15 protein-coding genes are annotated in these 17,161 nt (G+C 62.0%); 6 read left to right on the forward strand and 9 right to left on the reverse strand.

All coding sequences use genetic code 11. The annotated features are described in order from the left end of the window. Positions 1 to 337: 337 nt before the first annotated feature. Entirely contained in the window at positions 338 to 907 is a 570-nt protein-coding gene (locus tag ACVC7O_RS11440) for a YcbK family protein (protein ID WP_458322261.1), read from the reverse strand. A 304-nt stretch (positions 908 to 1,211) separates the two neighbouring features. On the opposite strand from ACVC7O_RS11440, the gene ACVC7O_RS11445 reads away from it, so the two are divergent. Genes ACVC7O_RS11445 through ACVC7O_RS11460 form a run of 4 tightly spaced genes read left to right on the forward strand, consistent with a single transcriptional unit; the run spans position 1,212 to position 5,463 of the window. Next, positions 1,212 to 2,825: a L,D-transpeptidase family protein gene (locus tag ACVC7O_RS11445; protein WP_458322262.1), complete on the forward strand. Its 1,614-nt coding sequence runs from the start codon at positions 1,212 to 1,214 to the stop codon at positions 2,823 to 2,825. Between the two features lie 31 nt (positions 2,826 to 2,856). After that, the gene (locus ACVC7O_RS11450) at positions 2,857 to 3,957 is read left to right on the forward strand and encodes a UDP-3-O-(3-hydroxymyristoyl)glucosamine N-acyltransferase (RefSeq protein WP_458322263.1); all 1,101 of its coding nucleotides are present in this window, start codon (positions 2,857 to 2,859) and stop codon (positions 3,955 to 3,957) included. Between the two features lie 33 nt (positions 3,958 to 3,990). Then, entirely contained in the window at positions 3,991 to 4,248 is a 258-nt protein-coding gene (locus ACVC7O_RS11455; protein WP_300057664.1) for an acyl carrier protein, read from the forward strand. Between the two features lie 6 nt (positions 4,249 to 4,254). Next, a complete protein-coding gene (locus tag ACVC7O_RS11460) occupies positions 4,255 to 5,463 on the forward strand; it encodes a beta-ketoacyl-[acyl-carrier-protein] synthase family protein (protein WP_458322264.1) in 1,209 nt (402 codons plus the stop codon). Between the two features lie 61 nt (positions 5,464 to 5,524). On the opposite strand, the gene ACVC7O_RS11465 is transcribed toward ACVC7O_RS11460, so the two are convergent. Then, positions 5,525 to 6,166 carry an invasion associated locus B family protein gene (locus tag ACVC7O_RS11465; RefSeq protein WP_458322265.1) on the reverse strand — a complete coding sequence of 214 codons (642 nt, stop codon included), beginning with the start codon at positions 6,164 to 6,166 and terminating at the stop codon, positions 5,525 to 5,527. Between the two features lie 427 nt (positions 6,167 to 6,593). Between ACVC7O_RS11465 and ACVC7O_RS11470 the strand changes: the two genes are divergently transcribed. Continuing rightward, on the forward strand, positions 6,594 to 8,144 hold the full coding sequence (locus ACVC7O_RS11470) for a helicase HerA-like domain-containing protein (RefSeq protein ID WP_458322266.1): 1,551 nt from the start codon (positions 6,594 to 6,596) through the stop codon (positions 8,142 to 8,144). Between the two features lie 779 nt (positions 8,145 to 8,923). On the opposite strand, the gene ACVC7O_RS11475 is transcribed toward ACVC7O_RS11470, so the two are convergent. The 6 genes from ACVC7O_RS11475 to ACVC7O_RS11500 form a co-directional block, all read right to left on the reverse strand. Next, the gene (locus ACVC7O_RS11475; protein WP_458322267.1) at positions 8,924 to 10,243 is read right to left on the reverse strand and encodes an ABC transporter permease subunit; all 1,320 of its coding nucleotides are present in this window, start codon (positions 10,241 to 10,243) and stop codon (positions 8,924 to 8,926) included. Next, on the reverse strand, positions 10,240 to 11,250 hold the full coding sequence (locus ACVC7O_RS11480) for a branched-chain amino acid ABC transporter permease (protein WP_458322268.1): 1,011 nt from the start codon (positions 11,248 to 11,250) through the stop codon (positions 10,240 to 10,242). The genes ACVC7O_RS11475 and ACVC7O_RS11480 overlap by 4 nt, the downstream gene beginning before the upstream one ends. Next, positions 11,250 to 11,687 (reverse strand): hypothetical protein, encoded by a 438-nt coding sequence (locus tag ACVC7O_RS11485; protein WP_458322269.1) that lies wholly within the window; start codon positions 11,685 to 11,687, stop codon positions 11,250 to 11,252. The genes ACVC7O_RS11480 and ACVC7O_RS11485 overlap by 1 nt, the downstream gene beginning before the upstream one ends. A gap of 2 nt (positions 11,688 to 11,689) precedes the next feature. Next, the gene (locus ACVC7O_RS11490; RefSeq protein WP_458322270.1) at positions 11,690 to 12,514 is read right to left on the reverse strand and encodes an ABC transporter ATP-binding protein; all 825 of its coding nucleotides are present in this window, start codon (positions 12,512 to 12,514) and stop codon (positions 11,690 to 11,692) included. Between the two features lie 130 nt (positions 12,515 to 12,644). Continuing rightward, the gene (locus ACVC7O_RS11495) at positions 12,645 to 13,427 is read right to left on the reverse strand and encodes an ABC transporter ATP-binding protein (protein WP_458322271.1); all 783 of its coding nucleotides are present in this window, start codon (positions 13,425 to 13,427) and stop codon (positions 12,645 to 12,647) included. Between the two features lie 93 nt (positions 13,428 to 13,520). Continuing rightward, positions 13,521 to 14,711 carry an ABC transporter substrate-binding protein gene (locus tag ACVC7O_RS11500; RefSeq protein ID WP_458322272.1) on the reverse strand — a complete coding sequence of 397 codons (1,191 nt, stop codon included), beginning with the start codon at positions 14,709 to 14,711 and terminating at the stop codon, positions 13,521 to 13,523. 165 nt (positions 14,712 to 14,876) lie between these two features. On the opposite strand from ACVC7O_RS11500, the gene ACVC7O_RS11505 reads away from it, so the two are divergent. After that, entirely contained in the window at positions 14,877 to 15,986 is a 1,110-nt protein-coding gene (locus ACVC7O_RS11505; protein WP_458322273.1) for a PQQ-dependent sugar dehydrogenase, read from the forward strand. Here ACVC7O_RS11505 and ACVC7O_RS11510 read toward each other — a convergent pair whose 3' ends face one another. After that, on the reverse strand, positions 15,987 to 16,991 hold the full coding sequence (locus ACVC7O_RS11510; RefSeq protein ID WP_458322274.1) for a GlxA family transcriptional regulator: 1,005 nt from the start codon (positions 16,989 to 16,991) through the stop codon (positions 15,987 to 15,989). Positions 16,992 to 17,161: the final 170 nt, after the last annotated feature.

Consider the following 17,161-nt stretch of genomic DNA (forward strand, 5'->3'; position numbering starts at 1 on the left):
TTTCACTAGCTGCTCATTTGAAGTTCCATTTTCGCATCCGGAATCAGAATTCAAGTGCGTAACGCTTGGGACAGCCGGAAGGGCGTTGCAACCCACTGCACACGGGCGGGTTGCAACGTACCAAACCTCTCCTCCCCGGAACCGGTTCCGCTTCAAGCACTTATTTGCGCGCTTGGATCTTGATGCCCGCCCGTCGATCTTGTCGCGGTTTCAGCGTCTGGCGCGATCTGCCCGCCCAGACGTACCGCGCAATCGGCGGAAAATAGAACGTATTGAAACAAAAAAAGCGACCGAAAGGCCGCTTTCCCCACTGCAGATCAGGCTGCAAATCCCAGGCTCAGCGCCCCCAGGTGCGCACCACGCCGCAGTCCATATGCACGAAATTGGAGCGCGAGTATTTACCAACTCCACCGCCCCGGCACGCCGCCGCCGCACGCGCCACCTGGCCGACCGTCCGGCTCGACAGCCGCAGGTCCGCCGCCTGGCCTTTCATGTGCAGCGAGTTCTTGGCCACACCGCGGCTGCGCGAGCGCAACATCGCGTTGGTCTGCGGGCTGCGATAACCCGAGAGCAGCATGTAAGGCTCGCTCGCGTCCAGAAGGTTGTGCGTCGCCGACATGATGTCGATCGTGCGCAGGTCCATCGACTTGACGCCGTCGGTGCGCCAGTCACGCATGAAGTGATTGATTTCCTTGACAGCATCGCGGACGTATTCGCCCTCGATCCAGTAGATCATGTCGATCCGTTCGCCGGTGCGCCCGGAATACATCTTGATCCGTCGGATGTCACCGCCGCCGCGCAGGAAGCCTGCCGCGTTTGCGAATGTTGGTGCTGCCGTGATTGCCGTCGCCGCGAATGCGCCCAAAAGAGCGCGGCGAGACATGCTCGATGAGATGTCTGTCGTCATGTGGTCTTCGCCCCGTATTCTGCCTTTGCCCGTGATGTTACACGGGGGTGTCATCTCTTCCCCAGATGCAACATTGGTATGTCATAGCCTCGATTGTTAACCAAGTCCTGAAAGGGGAAGCGTTTCTTTTTGCGCATTTTTAGGCAAAATCTCGCCAATTCGGTGATCAGTACAAATAATTTCACTTGGCCGATGCAGGGCTGCATCATTTTCACGTTTCCTTGACCCAAGGTCCAATTGTTATTGGACTTGGCAAAAGGGCCCCGCCACAACGGATCACATTAGATTTGAGTGAGGTACCAGAATGGCTTCTTTGCTGTTGACCAGACAATCGCTGTTGACAGCGCTCGCGGGGCTTGTGCTCGCCGCGCTGACCCTTGTGACCCCGGCGCCCGTGGCGGCCCAGGTCACCGCGTTCAAACAAGCCGTGGCCGAGGCCGCCGCGCGCGACAAGGACATCGCAACCTTCTATCAAGCCAACGGCTACGACGGCATCTGGACAGGCAATGGCCGCGACCGCAACCGCCGCGCCGCCCTGATCAAGGCGCTCAGCAACGCGGGCAACCACGGTCTGCCCGCCGCCCGCTATGACGTGGAGGGTCTGCAGGCCAAGATGAAAGCCGCCCGCACCCCGCGCGACCTGGGCCTTCTCGAAGTCGAAATCTCCCGCGTCTTCCTGCAATACGCCCGCGATGTGCAGACCGGCGTGCTGATCCCCAGCCGCATCGACAAGGCCATCGTGCGCAAGGTGCCCTACCGCGACCGCACCTCTTACCTGGTGAACTTCGCCAAATCCTCGCCCAAGGGCTTCTTCCGCGCGCTCGCGCCCAAGACCCATGAATACACCGCGCTGATGAAGGAAAAGCTCCGGCTGGAACGCCTGCTGGCCGAGGGCGGCTGGGGCCAGACCGTGCCCGCCAAGACGCTGAAGCCGGGAGCCTCCGGTGCGTCCGTGGTGGCCCTGCGCGACCGTCTGGTGCGCATGGGCTATATGAAGCGCACTGCGGGCCAGTCCTATGACGCCGCAATGACAGCAGCGGTGCAGGGCTTCCAACGCGCCCACGGGCTGGCGCAGGACGGTGTCGCAGGCCCCGGCACCATGAAAGAGATCAACACTTCGGTGCAGGAGCGCCTGCAATCGGTGATCGTGGCGATGGAGCGCGAACGCTGGATGAACCAGGAACGCGGCAAGCGCCACATCGAAGTCAACTTGACCGATTTCACCGCCAAGATCATCGACAACGGCAAGACCACCTTCGAGACTCGCTCGGTCATCGGCCACCGCGAGCGCGACCGCCAGTCGCCCGAGTTCTCCGACGTGATGGAGTTCATGGTGATCAACCCCAGCTGGTACGTGCCGCGCTCGATCGTGACCAAGGAATACCTGCCCGAGCTGCAGGCCAACCCCAATGCGGTCAACCACATCGAAATCACTGACCGCAGCGGCCGCCGCATTGACCGCTCCGCCGTCGATTTTACCCAGTTCACGCCCGCGAACTTCCCCTTCGCCATGCGCCAGCCGCCCAGCCGTGGCAATGCACTGGGACTGGTGAAGTTCATGTTCCCGAACAAGCACAACATCTACCTGCACGACACGCCCGCTAAAAACCTCTTTGGCCGGGAAGTGCGCGCCTACAGCCACGGCTGCATCCGCCTCGCAGATCCGTTCGACTTTGCCTATGCGCTACTTGCCAAGCAGACAAATGACCCGCAAGGGCTCTTCCAGCGCACGCTGGCCACGGGCAAGGAAACGCAGGTCGATCTGAAGGACCCGGTGCCCGTGCACATCATCTACCGCACCGCTTTCACCGACAGCAAAGGCCGCACCCAGTTCCGCCGCGACATCTATGGCCGCGACGGGCGCATTTGGGATGCGCTCTCCAAAGCAGGGGTGGCGTTGCGCGCGGTTCAGGGGTAAATCTGCGCCCGGATCATCCGGGGGCCGCACCATGACAGAGATCAGCCACAGCGTCGAAGACATTGCCGAGGCGCTGGGGGCGAAGGCCTTCGGCGATACGTCTCTGCGCGTCGCGCGCGCCGCCGAGCCGCAGACCGCCGGGGCCGGCGATCTCGCCATCGCAACCAACCAGAATTACGCCGACGCGCTAAGCGCGGGCGCGGCACAGGTGGGGCTCCTCTGGGAGGGCGCGGATTGGGAAGCCTTGGGGCTCAAGGCCGCGATCATCCCGACCCGGCCCCGCTATGCGATGTCGGGCATCACCAAGCTGATGGACCCAGGCCAGGGCTTCGGCGCGGGCATCCACCCCTCCGCCGTGATCGACCCCACAGCCGAATTGGGCGAAGGCGTCAGCGTCGGCCCCCTGACTGTGATCAACGCGGGCGCGAAGATCGGCGCAGGCTCGGTCATCGGTCCGCAATGCTTCATCGGCTGGAACGCTCAGCTGGGCGAGGGCGCCTTCCTGCGCGAAGGGGTGGGTATTGGCGCCCGCGTCCGCATCGGCGCGCGCTTCATCGCACAGCCGGGCGCGCGCGTCGGCGGCGATGGCTTTTCCTACGTGACCCCAGACCGCTCAGCGGTCGAAGCCACCCGCAGCACGCTGGGCAGCCAGGAAGACACCCAAGCCCAATCCTGGACCCGCATCCATTCGCTGGGCGCGGTGACCCTCGGCGACGATGTCGAGATCGGCATGAACTCGGTGATCGACTGCGGCACCATCCGCGACACCGTGGTGGGCGACCGCACCAAGATCGACAACCTCGTGCACATCGGCCACAACTGCGTGGTCGGTACCGATTGCCTGCTCTGCGGCTGCGTCGGCGTCGCGGGTTCCGTCGACATCGGCAACTACGTGATCCTCGGCGGTCAGGTCGGGGTGAGCGACAACATCTTCATCGGTGACGGCGTGATCGCGGGCGGCGGCAGCAAGATTCTCTCCAACGTGCCCGCAGGCCGCTCGATCCTCGGCTATCCGGCGGTAAAAATGGAAACACACGTCGACACTTACAAGGCGACGCGCCGTCTGCCGCGCATCCTGCGTGACGTTGCGGCCTTGCAGAAAGCGGTTTTCAAATCGGGCGAGAGTGACTAAATCCCAAGGCGAAGGACCGAAGGGGACCCGCGCATGAGCATCAAGGACAAAGTCATCGCCATCATCGCGGAACAGGCTGTGCTCGAACCTTCGGATGTGCGCATGGAGAGCACGCTGGAAGACCTCGGCATCGACAGCCTCGGGCTGGTGGAAAGCATCTTCTCCATCGAAGAGGAGTTCGACATCTCGGTGCCCTTCAATGCCAATGATCCGCAGGCCTCGGACTTCGACATCTCCACCGTGGCCTCCATCGTGGCGGGCATCGAACGGCTGCAGGCGGAGCAGAGCTAGCGCGCGATGAAACGCGTTGTCATCACCGGGGCAGGGACCATCAACGCACTCGGGCACGACCTGCCCTCGACCCTCGCCGCGATGCGCGAAGGTGTGTGTGGCATTGGCCCGCTGGAGCTGCGCGACGTAGAACGCCTGTCGATCCAGATCGGCGGTCAGGTGCGCGGCTTCGAGGCCGAAGGACGCTACAACCGCCAGCAGATGTCGCTCTACGACCGCTTCACCCAGTTCACCCTGGCCGCTGCCAAGGAGGCCATCGACCAGTCGGGCATCAGCTTCAGCGGTGAGCTTGCCGCGAAATCCGGCGTGGTGCTCGGCACCGCAGGCGGCGGGGTCAGCACCTGGGACGACAATTACCGCTCGGTCTATGAAGACGGCAAGAACCGTGTGCACCCCTTCGTGGTGCCCAAACTGATGAACAACGCCGCCGCCAGCCACGTGAGCATGGAGCACAACCTCAAAGGCCCGTCCTTCACTGTCTCCACCGCCTGCGCGTCCTCCAACCATGCGATGGCGCAGGCCTTCACGATGGTCCGCTCGGGCTTGGCGCCGGCGATGATCACCGGCGGTTCGGAATCCATGCTCTGCTTCGGCGGCGTGAAGGCCTGGGAGGGCCTGCGGGTGATGAGCCGCGATGCCTGCCGCCCGTTCTCGGCCAATCGCAACGGTATGGTCCAAGGGGAAGGCGCGGGCGTGTTCGTCTTCGAAGAATACGACCACGCCCGCGCCCGCGGCGCCCAGATCCTCTGCGAAGTCGCCGGATTTGCGATGTCGTCCGACGCCAGTGACATCGTGATGCCCTCCAAGAACGGGGCTTCGCGCGCGATGGCGGGGGCCCTGGCCGATGCGGGCATCAACCGCGATGAGGTCGGCTACGTCAACGCCCATGGCACCGGCACAGCCGCCAATGACAAGACCGAATGCGCCGCCGTCGCGGATGTCTTCGGGCCCCATGCCGACAAGCTGATGATCTCCTCGACGAAATCCATGCACGGCCATCTCATCGGCGGCACCGGCGCGGTGGAGCTGCTGGCCTGCATCATGGCGCTACGCGATGGCGTGATCGCGCCAACCATTGGGTACGAGGAGCCGGACCCTGAATGCGCGCTCGACGTGGTGCCCAATGAGGCGCGCGAGGCCAAGGTCAAGGTGGCCATTTCAAACGCCTTCGCCTTCGGCGGTATGAACGCGGTGCTCGCCCTACGCGCCGCATAAAGCCGCATAAAAAAAGCCGCCCCCGGATCAGGAGGGCGGCGACGGCGCGAATCTCAAAGCGTTACTGCTGGATCACTGACACCTTGTCGTAGCCTGCGGTGAACCCCGCCAGCGACAGCACGATATCGACCTTCTGATCCGGTGCCAGCACCGGCACGATGGTCAGCATCGCCTCGCTGCCGCGCTTGAACGCGTTCACGTCCTCTTCGGTCAGACCGATCCGCGCATAGCAGCCAACGCTGTTGCAGAAGGCAAAGGGATAGCGCCGCGCGGGCTGGCTGTCGATCTTCATGGTCAGCTGCGCCTGCAGCGAGGTCTCGAGCGGCACAACCACGGTCGCCCCCGCCTTGGCCTGGCCTTCACCGGGCAGGCGGAACAGCGTGAATTCCGAGATCGGCGCCCCCTCGCCATCTTCCAGAAGCTGGTACATCTGGCAGGGGTCCTCGCCCTCTTCGGTCTTGATGCACCGCATGCTCCAGTCGCCGAAGGTCTCATTGATATAGGTCTGGCCCACCTGCGGCTCGTCCGAGGTGGCCTCGCCAAGGCTCAGCTCATCGGCAAGGCTCGGCGCCTGCTGTTCTTCGGCGGGCTGCTCGGGTGTCTCTTCGGTGGTTTCGGACTGCGCGACGGCCATGGAGGCGGCAAACATCGCCGGCAAGGCCAGCGCCGCACCGGCGGAATAAATCGACATCAGCTTGGGCATGATGGCTCCGTTTTCATTGCTTTGCTGCCGTGTACCATGTGGCCTCGGGGCTGTCAGTCCCATGCGCTGCAAATCGCCGCCAAAACCATCATTTTTTCGTGGGGAACCGTCCCATAAGAAAAGGGATGCGCAACGCATCCCTTCCCAAACTGTTTTCTCCCCGTCGGACTGGCCGACTTATTGAGGGAGAGGCTACGAAACGGTATGGGGCACGTCAACCGGAAACTCACATAAAATGAGACCGCTTACATAAATATTCCGTGTGGTCGGAAAAAAGGCCGTACCGATAAACGGCACGGCCAGTCTGACAGGGAGGATGTCCGCACCGGGAAGGACATGTGTACCGGCTTGGACAAATTGACTATGGCCCTCAAAGGTTAAAATCGTATGGTCACCCAGCGATTATTTTCCACGAGGGCCCAACGACATGACATCAGGTATCTTTATCGGCGGCGGCGGGCCGGACTATGGCACGCAGCAGCACCTGTCTTTGGGCTATGCCAACCGCCACGGGCTGATCGCGGGCGCCACCGGCACCGGCAAGACGGTCACGCTGCAGATCATGGCCGAGGGGTTTTCCAAGGCGGGCGTGCCGGTGTTTCTCTCGGATGTGAAGGGCGATCTCTCGGGCCTTGCAAAGGCGGGCAGCCCCGATCACAAGCTGCACACCCCCTTCACCGAGCGCGCCGCGAAGATCGGTTTCATCGATTACACTTACGAGGCCTTCCCCGTCACTTTCTGGGATCTCTTCGGCGACCAGGGCCACCCGGTGCGCACCACCGTCTCCGAAATGGGCCCGCTGCTGCTCGCGCGCCTGCTGGAGCTGACCGAGGCGCAGGAGGGCATCCTCAACATCGCCTTCCGCCTCGCCGACGAAGACGGGCTGCCGCTCTTGGACCTCAAGGATCTGCAATCGCTGCTGGTCTGGATCGGCGAGAATGCCAAGGAGCTGTCCTTGCGCTACGGCAACGTCTCCTCCGCCTCCATCGGTGCGATCCAGCGCCGCCTCTTGGTACTGGAAAACCAGGGCGGCACCGGGCTCTTTGGCGAGCCTGCGCTGGCACTCTCCGACCTCATGCGCACGGGCGCAGACGGCAAGGGCCAGATCAACATCCTCGCCGCCGACAAGCTGATGGGTGCGCCCGGCCTCTACGCCACTTTCCTGCTCTGGCTGCTGTCGGAGCTTTTCGAGGAGCTGCCCGAGGTGGGCGACCCTGACAAACCCAAGCTGGTCTTCTTCTTCGACGAGGCGCATCTTCTGTTTGACGACGCCCCCAAGGCGCTGGTCGACAAGGTCGAGCAGGTGGCGCGCCTTATCCGCTCCAAGGGCGTCGGCGTCTATTTCATCACGCAAAACCCGGCAGATGTGCCCGAAGACATCCTCGGCCAGCTCGGCAACCGCATTCAGCACGCCCTGCGCGCCTTCACGGCGAAGGACAAGAAGGAGCTGCGCCTGGCCGCCGAGACCTACCGCGAGAACCCCGCCTTCGACACCGAAGAAGCCATCCGCGAGGTCGGCGTGGGCGAGGCCGTGACCTCCATGCTGCAGAAAAAAGGCGTGCCGGGCGTGGTCGAACGCACCCTCATCCGCCCGCCGTCCTCACAGCTCGGGCCGATCACGAAGGCCGAGCGCGCCCAGATCATGGCGGGGTCCGACATGGCCGGAAAATACGACGACCCCGTGGACCGCCAATCCGCCTTCGAAATCCTCAAAAGCCGCGCCGATCAAGCCGCCCAAGAGGCTGCCAAAGCCGAGGAGGCGGCAGAAGAGGACGAGTCCCCACTCGCCCGCGAATTCAGCGCCGCCCGCCGCTACTCCGGCACCCGCGTCGCCCGCTCCACCTCCCGGGCCAGCACCCGCCGCCAGCCCCAAAGCCTCGGCGGCGCCGTCGCGAACGCGGTGATCAAAGAACTCTCCGGCACCACCGGCCGCCGCCTCGTCCGCGGCATCCTGGGCGGGTTGTTCAAGGGGCGGTAGCCGACTTCATTCTTCTAAAATGCGCTTTTCAGTAACGGTAATCCGTCAGGTCTTCAAAAAACCTTGAAATCCTTTATTATCAATTATTTTGTTCACTAGTCGAGGACCTGTATGCTAGGGCGGTAACAGTTTCATTTTCGCAGAATGATTTTCATGACCTCACCACGCAAACCGCCCCCAAAACCGTCAATATTGCTACCTCGGAAGCAACGTTTGTTAATAGGGCTAGTGATATACGTCGTTCTCGTTGTCGATTTTTTCTCGTCGCCGCCGAATTGGAGTGATCTCTCATTTGGAGATCGGATTGCCCTAGGCTGCATCATGGTTGGGCCAATTATGTTGGCGTTCGATGCGGTGTTTCGGCGACGTTAATCTTCCAAAGGAGAAACGATGCAATTTATCAAACTTCTTTGGCATCTATCTGCAACTCGTCCGTTGTTTTGTTTGGCGTTGTGCTTTTTGGCGATTGTCATTATTTCCTATATCTCAATCGGGCTCCGAATACTGTTTGATGTACCGCCGGATCAGATTCTGGCGGGCACTGACATAGTTCTTTTTGTGTCCGGGCTTTTTATGGTTTTTTGGATGAGATCGCTTTTGAGCCTAATGGGTTTTGTTAGACCCAATAGTCAGGCGAAACACTCCCAGATTTGCAATGAGCGCAAGAGCGGGTAGACTGTTTTGCGGCCCGTCTGCCTGAAGCTAGTCTCCACACACAGAAGTCAGATATTGATCCCGCAACAAGCACCTGACGCTTTTTGGCGACCGAACCGCATAGGTCATCTTTCCGGGATCAACCCCCGCGGACTGAACCGCAGCACCAGCAGCAACACCAGCCCCATCGTGAAGAGCCGCATATGCGCCGCGCTCTCAATGAGATGCGCCTTCAGCGGGGAGCCGTCGGCCATGCCGGAGGTGATCAGCTCCATCAGCCACAGCCCCATCGGCTCCACCTGTACCCAGAGGAACCAGATCAGGAACCCGCCCAGCACGGCTCCGAAGTTGTTGCCCGATCCACCCACGATCACCATGACCCACACGAGGAACGTGAACCGCAGCGGCTGATACGTCCCTGGCGTCAGCTGCCCGTCGAGCGTCGTCATCATTGCCCCTGCGATCCCGCAGATGGCCGAGCCCAGCACGAAGATCTGCAAGTGCCGCGCGGTCACGTCCTTGCCCATGGCCTCCGCCGCCACCTCATTGTCGCGAATGGCGCGCATCATCCGCCCCCAGGGGCTGTGCAGCGCCCGCTGCGCCATCCAGACAAGCACCAGCAGCACGATGAGAAACAGCCCCGCATAGAGCAGCTTTACGTAAAGCGTCGAGGCCTCCACCGCGGTGAACCCCAGACCCGCCGCGCGCTCCACAAACGCCGGATCATTCTGCAATTCGATCTCAAACGGCGTGGGCCGCGGCAGGCCGACCACATTCTTCACCCCGCGCGACAGCCAGTCCTCGTTCTTCAGCACCGAGATGATGATCTCGGCAATCCCCAGCGTCGCAATCGCCAGATAGTCCGAGCGCAGCCCCAGCGCCGTCTTCCCGATCACCCAGGCCGCGGCGGCGGCAAAGAGCCCACCCACCGGCCAGGCCAGCGCCACCCAAAGCCCCTGGTTGATCCCCAAACCGCCGAGATAGCCGGTCAAAGCGGGGTTGATCTCCTCCACTGCCTCGACACCGGGATCAAAGAGCGCACGATAAATGAAGAACCCGGCGATGAGCATCCCCAAGACCACCAGCTTGCGCAGAACCCCCGGCGCCATGCGCGCGCGCAACAGCACCACCGCAGCAATCAGAACGACGCCAAAGACAAAGGCGCTCAGGATGTTCCAGCCCCCAGCCTCGAACGCCCCCGGCGTCGCCGGCATGCCCATCAGCACGGCGGCCAGCCCGCCAAGCGCCACGAACCCCATGATGCCCACATTGAAAAGCCCGGCGAACCCCCACTGCAGGTTCACGCCCAAGGCCATGATCGCCGAGATCAGCCCCATGTTGAAAATCACCAACGCCGTGTTCCAGCCCTGCGTAAACCCCACATAGGCCAGCAGCACCGCAACGATCGCAAAGAGCATCGTGTTCTTGACCACGGGCGCGTTCATACCGCTTTCCCCTTGAAGAGGCCCGTGGGCTTGAAGAGCAACACGATGAGCAGAATAAGGAAGCTCACTGCGAACTTGTAATCGGTCGAGAGCAGCTGCAGTAGCCCAGCTGGCGCCATCTCCTCCGGCACGATATAGGTCACCACCTTCTTCCAGGCATAGGTCACCGTGACCTCAGAGAAGGCAATCACAAAGCCCCCCGCAATCGCCCCTAAGGGGTTGCCCAAACCGCCCACGATGGCGCTGGCAAAGATCGGCAGCAGAAGCTGGAAATAGGTGAAGGGCTTGAAGCTCTTGTCGAGCCCGTAAAGCACGCCTGCCGTCGTCGCCAGCGCGGCCACGATCAGCCAGGTGACCATCACCACGCGCTCCGGGTTGATACCCGACAGCAGCGCCAGATCCTCATTGTCCGAATAGGCCCGCATCGACTTTCCCGTGCGCGTGCGGTTCAGAAACCAGAAGAGCAGGGCGACCACGACCACCGCTGTGACAATCGTAATGCCCTGCGTCGTCTTGAACGCCAGCCCCTCGCGCAGCCCGGTCATCTCGCGGAAGGTCCGCGCCGAGACGATGAACCGCTCCCCATCCACGAACCGCTGATCATCCGGCCCGATGATGAACCGCACAATGCCGTTGAGAATGAAGGTCACCCCGAGACTGACGATCACAAAGATGACCGGCTTGGCCTTCTGCGCCCGATAGAACCGATACACGGCGCGGTCTGTCACCAGCACCAGCAGCATGCACCCCAGAATGCCAAAGGGCAGGGCGAGCAGAGCCGTCGGCAGCGGCCCCAGGCTCACCCCTTGCGCCTGAAAGAGCCAGGTCATCAGCACGGTCACCATCGCCCCAAAGGCCATCGTGTCCCCATGGGCAAAATTCGAGAACCGCAGAATGCCATAAATCAGAGTGACCCCCAACGCCCCCAGCGCCAGCTGCGAGCCGTAAGCCACAGCCGGGATGATCACGAAGTTCGACAGGGCAATGAAGGCGTTGAGGAAGTCCATTACAGCAGCCCCTCGCAATGGCCTTGATAAGTGCGCCTCGTGGCGGACGCGCCACCACCATTTTCGCGCTTACTTGGTCCCATAATGATCGTCACACTTATTCGACCGTTAGCATCAGTCTTCACAATGGAACCGGCGAGCTCTGGGCCTGCAATCAGAAGCACCGGGGTTTGAGCACTGAGTTGCAATGTCCTCTCATCAGTCTGGATGGTGTCTAGAACCGCTCCCGCACCAATCCGTTTGATCTGAACGGATACACCGTCCAGGACAACAAGCTCCGGGATATCGTCGGACCACTCCAATTGGAGCTCTTCATGATCGCACCGTTGATCGTCCGCGCAACTTGGAGGGATGACACATAGCGCCGCAAATGCCGGTGACGACAGCACGGAAATCACAGATAGAGACCGAAGCAGTGCCTTTTGAAGCCTGGTCATCCTCACCCTCCCAAAAACGACTTGCGCACCTCGGGGTCGGCCAGCAGTTCCTTGCCCGTCCCCGTATACGCATTCCGCCCCTGCACCAGCACATAGCCCTTGTCGGCGATCTCCAGCGCCTGCCGCGCGTTCTGCTCAACCATCAGGATCGGAATGCCCGTCCGCGCGACCTCGATGATCCGATCAAAAAGCTCGTCCATCACGATGGGCGACACCCCCGCCGTCGGCTCATCCAGCATCAGCACCTTGGGCTGCGTCATCAACGCACGCCCCACCGCCACCTGCTGGCGCTGTCCGCCCGAAAGCTCGCCCGCAGGCTGCCGCCGCTTCTCCCGCAGAATGGGGAAGAGGTCATAAATCTGCTCCATCGTGGGCCGGATATCATCTGTGCGAATGAAGGCCCCCATCTCCAGGTTCTCCTCCACCGTCATGGAGGTGAAAATATTGGAGGTCTGCGGCACGAACCCCATGCCCTTAGCCACCCGGTCCTGCGGCGAGAGCGCGGTGATATCCTCCCCATCCAGCCGCACATGCCCACCGCGCAAATTCAGCATTCCGAAGACCGCCTTCATCCCCGTCGACTTGCCCGCTCCATTGGGCCCGACAATCACCGCGATCTCGCCGCGGTCCACCGCAATCGTGCAGTCGTGCAGGATATCCGGCCCGGCCCCGTAACCGCCGGTCATCTTTTCCCCGATCAGAAACGGCCCACCCGGCGCAGGCGCGGCCCGCCCGCCGGACTTCACAGGCGTCGCCGTCCCCATGCCCGCAGGGTTCCCCAACGACAGATCCTTGTTGCCCCGATCAGAATAGGGGTCCGAACTCATTCCTTCACCCTTCCTGAAATACTCCGGGGGAGTCGCGCAGCGACGGGGGCAGCGCCCCCAACAATGCATGCATTAAACACCGACGTTTTACCGACGTGATACCGACACAATACCGATGCCGCACCGACGCTCATGCACCCACCTTGTCACGGTTCTTGAGCCCGGTGCCCAGATAGGCCTCGATCACCTGCTCATTGGCCTTGATCTCATCAAGCGTCCCTTGCGCCAGCACCTTGCCCTCGGCCATGCAGATCACCGGATCGCAGAGCCGCCCGATGAAGTCCATGTCGTGTTCGATCACCACGAAGGTGTAGCCCCGGTCCTGGTTCAACCGGATGATCGCATCACCAATCGTGTTGAGCAGCGTCCGGTTCACCCCAGCGCCCACCTCATCGAGAAACACGATCTTGGCGTCCACCATCATCGTGCGCCCCAGCTCGAGCAGCTTTTTCTGCCCGCCGGAGATCTGGCCCGCCTTCTGCTCGGCCAGATGCGCGATGGTCAGGAACTCCAGCACCTCATCGGCCTTGGCCTTCAGCGCGCGCTCCTCATCGGCAATCCGCTTGCGCCCGAACCAGGTGTTCCACAGCGTCTCACCCGACTGATAGCCTGGCACCATCATCAGGTTCTCGCGGCACGACATCGACGAAAACTCATGTGCGATCTGGAAGGTGCGCAGCAGCCCCTTGTGAAAGAGCGTATGCGGCGGCAAGCCGGTGATGTCGTCACCATCCATGGTCACACGGCCTGATGTTGGTTCAAGAACGCCTGCGATCACATTGAAAAGCGTGGTTTTTCCGGCACCATTCGGGCCGATCAGCCCGGTGATCATACCCTTTTCGATTTCCAGGCTGGCGCCATCGACGGCGTGAAAGCCACCGAAATGCTTGTGAAGGTCGTCCACGACGATCATTCAGACATCCCCATCCGCGCTGCTTGCGCGTGTCTTATCATTGGAACAGCCCAGAGCACAAAGCTCCGGGCTGCTCAAGTCGTAGGTTACGGCTTACTTGAACCCAATGGTGGCGTTTTCGCCGTCTTTCACTTCTATCAGACGATAGGTGCCCGCGGACTCGCCCGGGCCGATCAGCTCAACTGCCGAAGCGCCCACATAGTCGATGTCGCCGCCTTCGCGCAGGATGTCGAAGGCCTTGCCAAGCTCACCGGGATAGATCTTCTCGCCGGGCGCGTTGGCCACCTCGAGGATCTTCGGGCCATACTCCGCGGGGTCGGTGCTGTCCGCCGCCTGCATCGCCAGCATGAAGAGCGCTGCCGCGTCATAGCTTTCGGGCGTGTAAGGCGAGGTCGCGTCAAAGGCATCGCCTGCCATTTCCGTCAGCTTTTCAATGCCTTCGCCGCCGGACCCCGCGATCTGACCGTAAGAGCCATTCAACGCAGACCCCACGTTCGCGGGCAGGCTGTCACCGATCATGCCGCCGGGCAGGCCGAAGGTTTCAAAGGCACCGGAGTCGAGTGCTGCATTGATGATGCCGAGACCGCCTTGGTCTAGATAGCCAGCGACCACCAGGATATCGCCCCCGGCAGAGGCCAGCGCGCCCATCTCGGCGGAGTAGTCCGCCTTGCCGTCTTCATGCGCAGCCACGATGGTCACTTCGCCACCGATCTTCTTGAAATTGCTCTCAATGGCGTCGGCCAGACCCTTGCCATAGTCGTTGTTGGTGTAGGTCAGCGCGATGGAGGTTACGCCACGCTCCTGCAGCACCTCGGCCATCACTTCGCCTTCGCGAGCGTCTGATGGGGCGGTGCGGAAGAACAGGTCATTGTCTTCCACGGTCGACAGACCAGGCGAGGTGGCGGAGGGCGAAATCATCACCATCCCGTTCGGGATCGCCACGTTCTGCAGGATCGCGCCGGTCACGCCCGAACAGTCGCCACCGATGATCCCATGCACGCCGTCGGCGAGCAGGCGTTCACCGTTCGAAGTCGAGAGGCCATTGTCGATACAGCCGGTATCCGCGCGCATCGGCGTGACCTTGGCCGCGTCCAGCAGCTTGCCGCTGTCGGTCGCTTCCTGCATCGCCAATTCCGCGCCAGACGCCATTGGGCCCGCGAGCGATTCAATTGGCCCGGTAAAGCCGATCAGGATGCCCAGCTTGACTTCCTTTGCATGACCACCGGCCAGCGCCGATGTCGCCACAAGTGCCGCAGCCGTTGAGGCCAAAAGCATCTTTTTCATTGGTTTCTCCCATATTGGAACATCATGTTCGGGCAACAGGTTATGCCCGGTGTGCTCAAAAGAAAAGCGCTTTTCCACAGGCTCACATTCCGCTCAGAGGGGCTTGAGACAGCGCGCTGCGCGCCTACCTGACACGGTAGAACCAGCTGATGAAAGGACTGCTCCATGATCCGCTCCCGCGCCGTCAAAGCCCTCTTGCTCACAGCGTTTTTCAGCGCCTCCGCCCCCCTGGCCGCACAGGCGCAGACCAGCGTCTCCATCACTCCAGTCATCGAGGGGCTCGACACGCCCTGGGCTGTCGCGGCCCTGCCGGATGGTGCGATGCTGGTGACCGAGCGCGACGGGGCGCTCATGCACTTCAAGTACGGCGCCTCGAACGAGGTGCGTGGCGTGCCGCAGGTGCATGCGCGCGGGCAGGGCGGCTTGCTCGACGTGACACCGGCGCAGGACTTTGCGCAAACTCGCGAGATTTTCTTTACTTATTCGAAGAAGCAGCCCGGCGGCGCGGGCACCGCGCTGGCCGCGGCGCGACTGTCAGATGACGGCGCCCGGCTCGAGAATCTGCGCCTGATCTTTGAAACAGTGCCCGCCAGCTCCGGCGGGCGTCATTTCGGCAGTCGCGTGGTGGAGGCGCCCGACGGCACGCTCTTCGTGACCATCGGGGACCGGGGCGACCGGCCCACGGCACAGGACCGCAGCAATCACAATGGCACCGTTGTCCGGATCAACCGCGATGGGTCGGTGCCGGATGACAATCCATTCGTGGGCGTTGCCGGTGTGGCCCCTGAGATCTGGTCCTTTGGACATCGCAACCCCCAGGGCGCGGGGCTCGATGCATCCGGACAGCTCTGGACCTCCGAGCACGGCGCGCGCGGCGGAGACGAGCTCAACCGGGTGCAGAAAGGCGCCAACTTCGGCTGGCCAGTGATCTCCTACGGGCGGCATTATTCTGGCGGCAAGATCGGCGAGGGCACCGCCAAAGAAGGCATGGAACAGCCCGTTCACTATTGGGATCCGTCGATGGCGCCGTCCGGCCTGCTGGTCTATCAAGGCGACATGTTTCCGGACTGGCGCGGCGACATCTTCGTGGGATCGTTGAAGTTCGACTACATCGCACGGCTCGAGGTGTCGGGCGATAGCGCGCAGGAAGCCGAGCAGATCGAGACCAGCGAGACCAGCCGCGTGCGCGACATTATCGAAGCGCCGGACGGCAGCATTCTCTTCATCTCGGTGGGCGAGGGGGCGGTTTACCGCATGGCGCGCACGGGCGCCTGATCAGATCGACAGGCGCGTCGCGTGGCTGCCGCGTTCACGGTAAGGCGTTGTATTATAATGCGACCGGTAACATTTGGAGAAATGCGAGGGTGAGGCAAAACCGCAGGCCAGGGCCACGTTGATCACACTCATGTCCGTCTGCATCAGCAGGTTGCGCGCCTTCTGCAGCCGCAGTTCCATATAATAGCGCTTGGGCGAGCGGTTGAGATACCGGCGGAACAGCCGCTCCAGCTGACGCGTGCTCATGCCCACGTTCTTGGCGAGGATCGAGGGGCTGATCGGCTCCTCGATATTGCCTTCCATCATCTGGATGACCTTGCTGAGCTTCGGATGCCGCACCCCGATGCGCGTCGGCACAGACAGGCGCTGGGTGTCCTGATCGGTACGGATCGAGGCATAGATCAACTGGTCCGCCACCATATTGGCCAGCTCTTCACCCTGATGATCGGCAATCAGCTTGAGCATCAGATCAATCGAAGAGGTGCCGCCCGCGGTGGTGATCCGGTTGCCGTCGACCACGAAGACCGATTTGGTCAGGTCGACCTCTTGGAACTCCTCCGAGAAGCTGTCCTGGTTTTCCCAGTGGATCGTGGCGCGCTTGCCGTCGAGCAGCCCGGCTTTCGCGAGCGTGTAGGCAGCGGTGCAAAGCCCACCCATCAAAAGCCCCTTGCGTGCCTCGCGCCGCAGCCACCCCAACACGCGCTTGGTCGTGGCCGCCTGCACGTCGATGCCGCCGCAAACCATGACCGTATCGTCACGCCCCAAATCCTCAAGATCGCCATCCAGCTTGAACCCGCTGCCAGATGAGGAGTGGATGATGTCCCCGCCTTCACCAACGATCCGCCAATCATAGAGCGTCTTTCCCGCCATCCGATTGGCGATGCGCAGGCTTTCGACGGCGGCCGCGAAACAGAGCAGGGTGAAGTCTTCCAGCAACACAAAGACGAAGCGGCGCGGCTTCTCGGCAGGCGGATCATTCCGCGTGGCTGGTTGCATCTGGGACATTGCCGTCTCTTGATCTTATCTCTTCCCGAAACAGGGGCGTGCGGCCTCCTGCCTGCGGCTCAGATGGTCACGTGCACTGGCCGACGTCAAGAGGTCGTATTTGTGATATGGTCACTGCCGAAAGGCTTTTGTATAGAGAGCGCTGTGATGTGAGCGCTCGCAGGGATGCG

The organism is Roseobacter cerffii, from assembly GCF_054226325.1.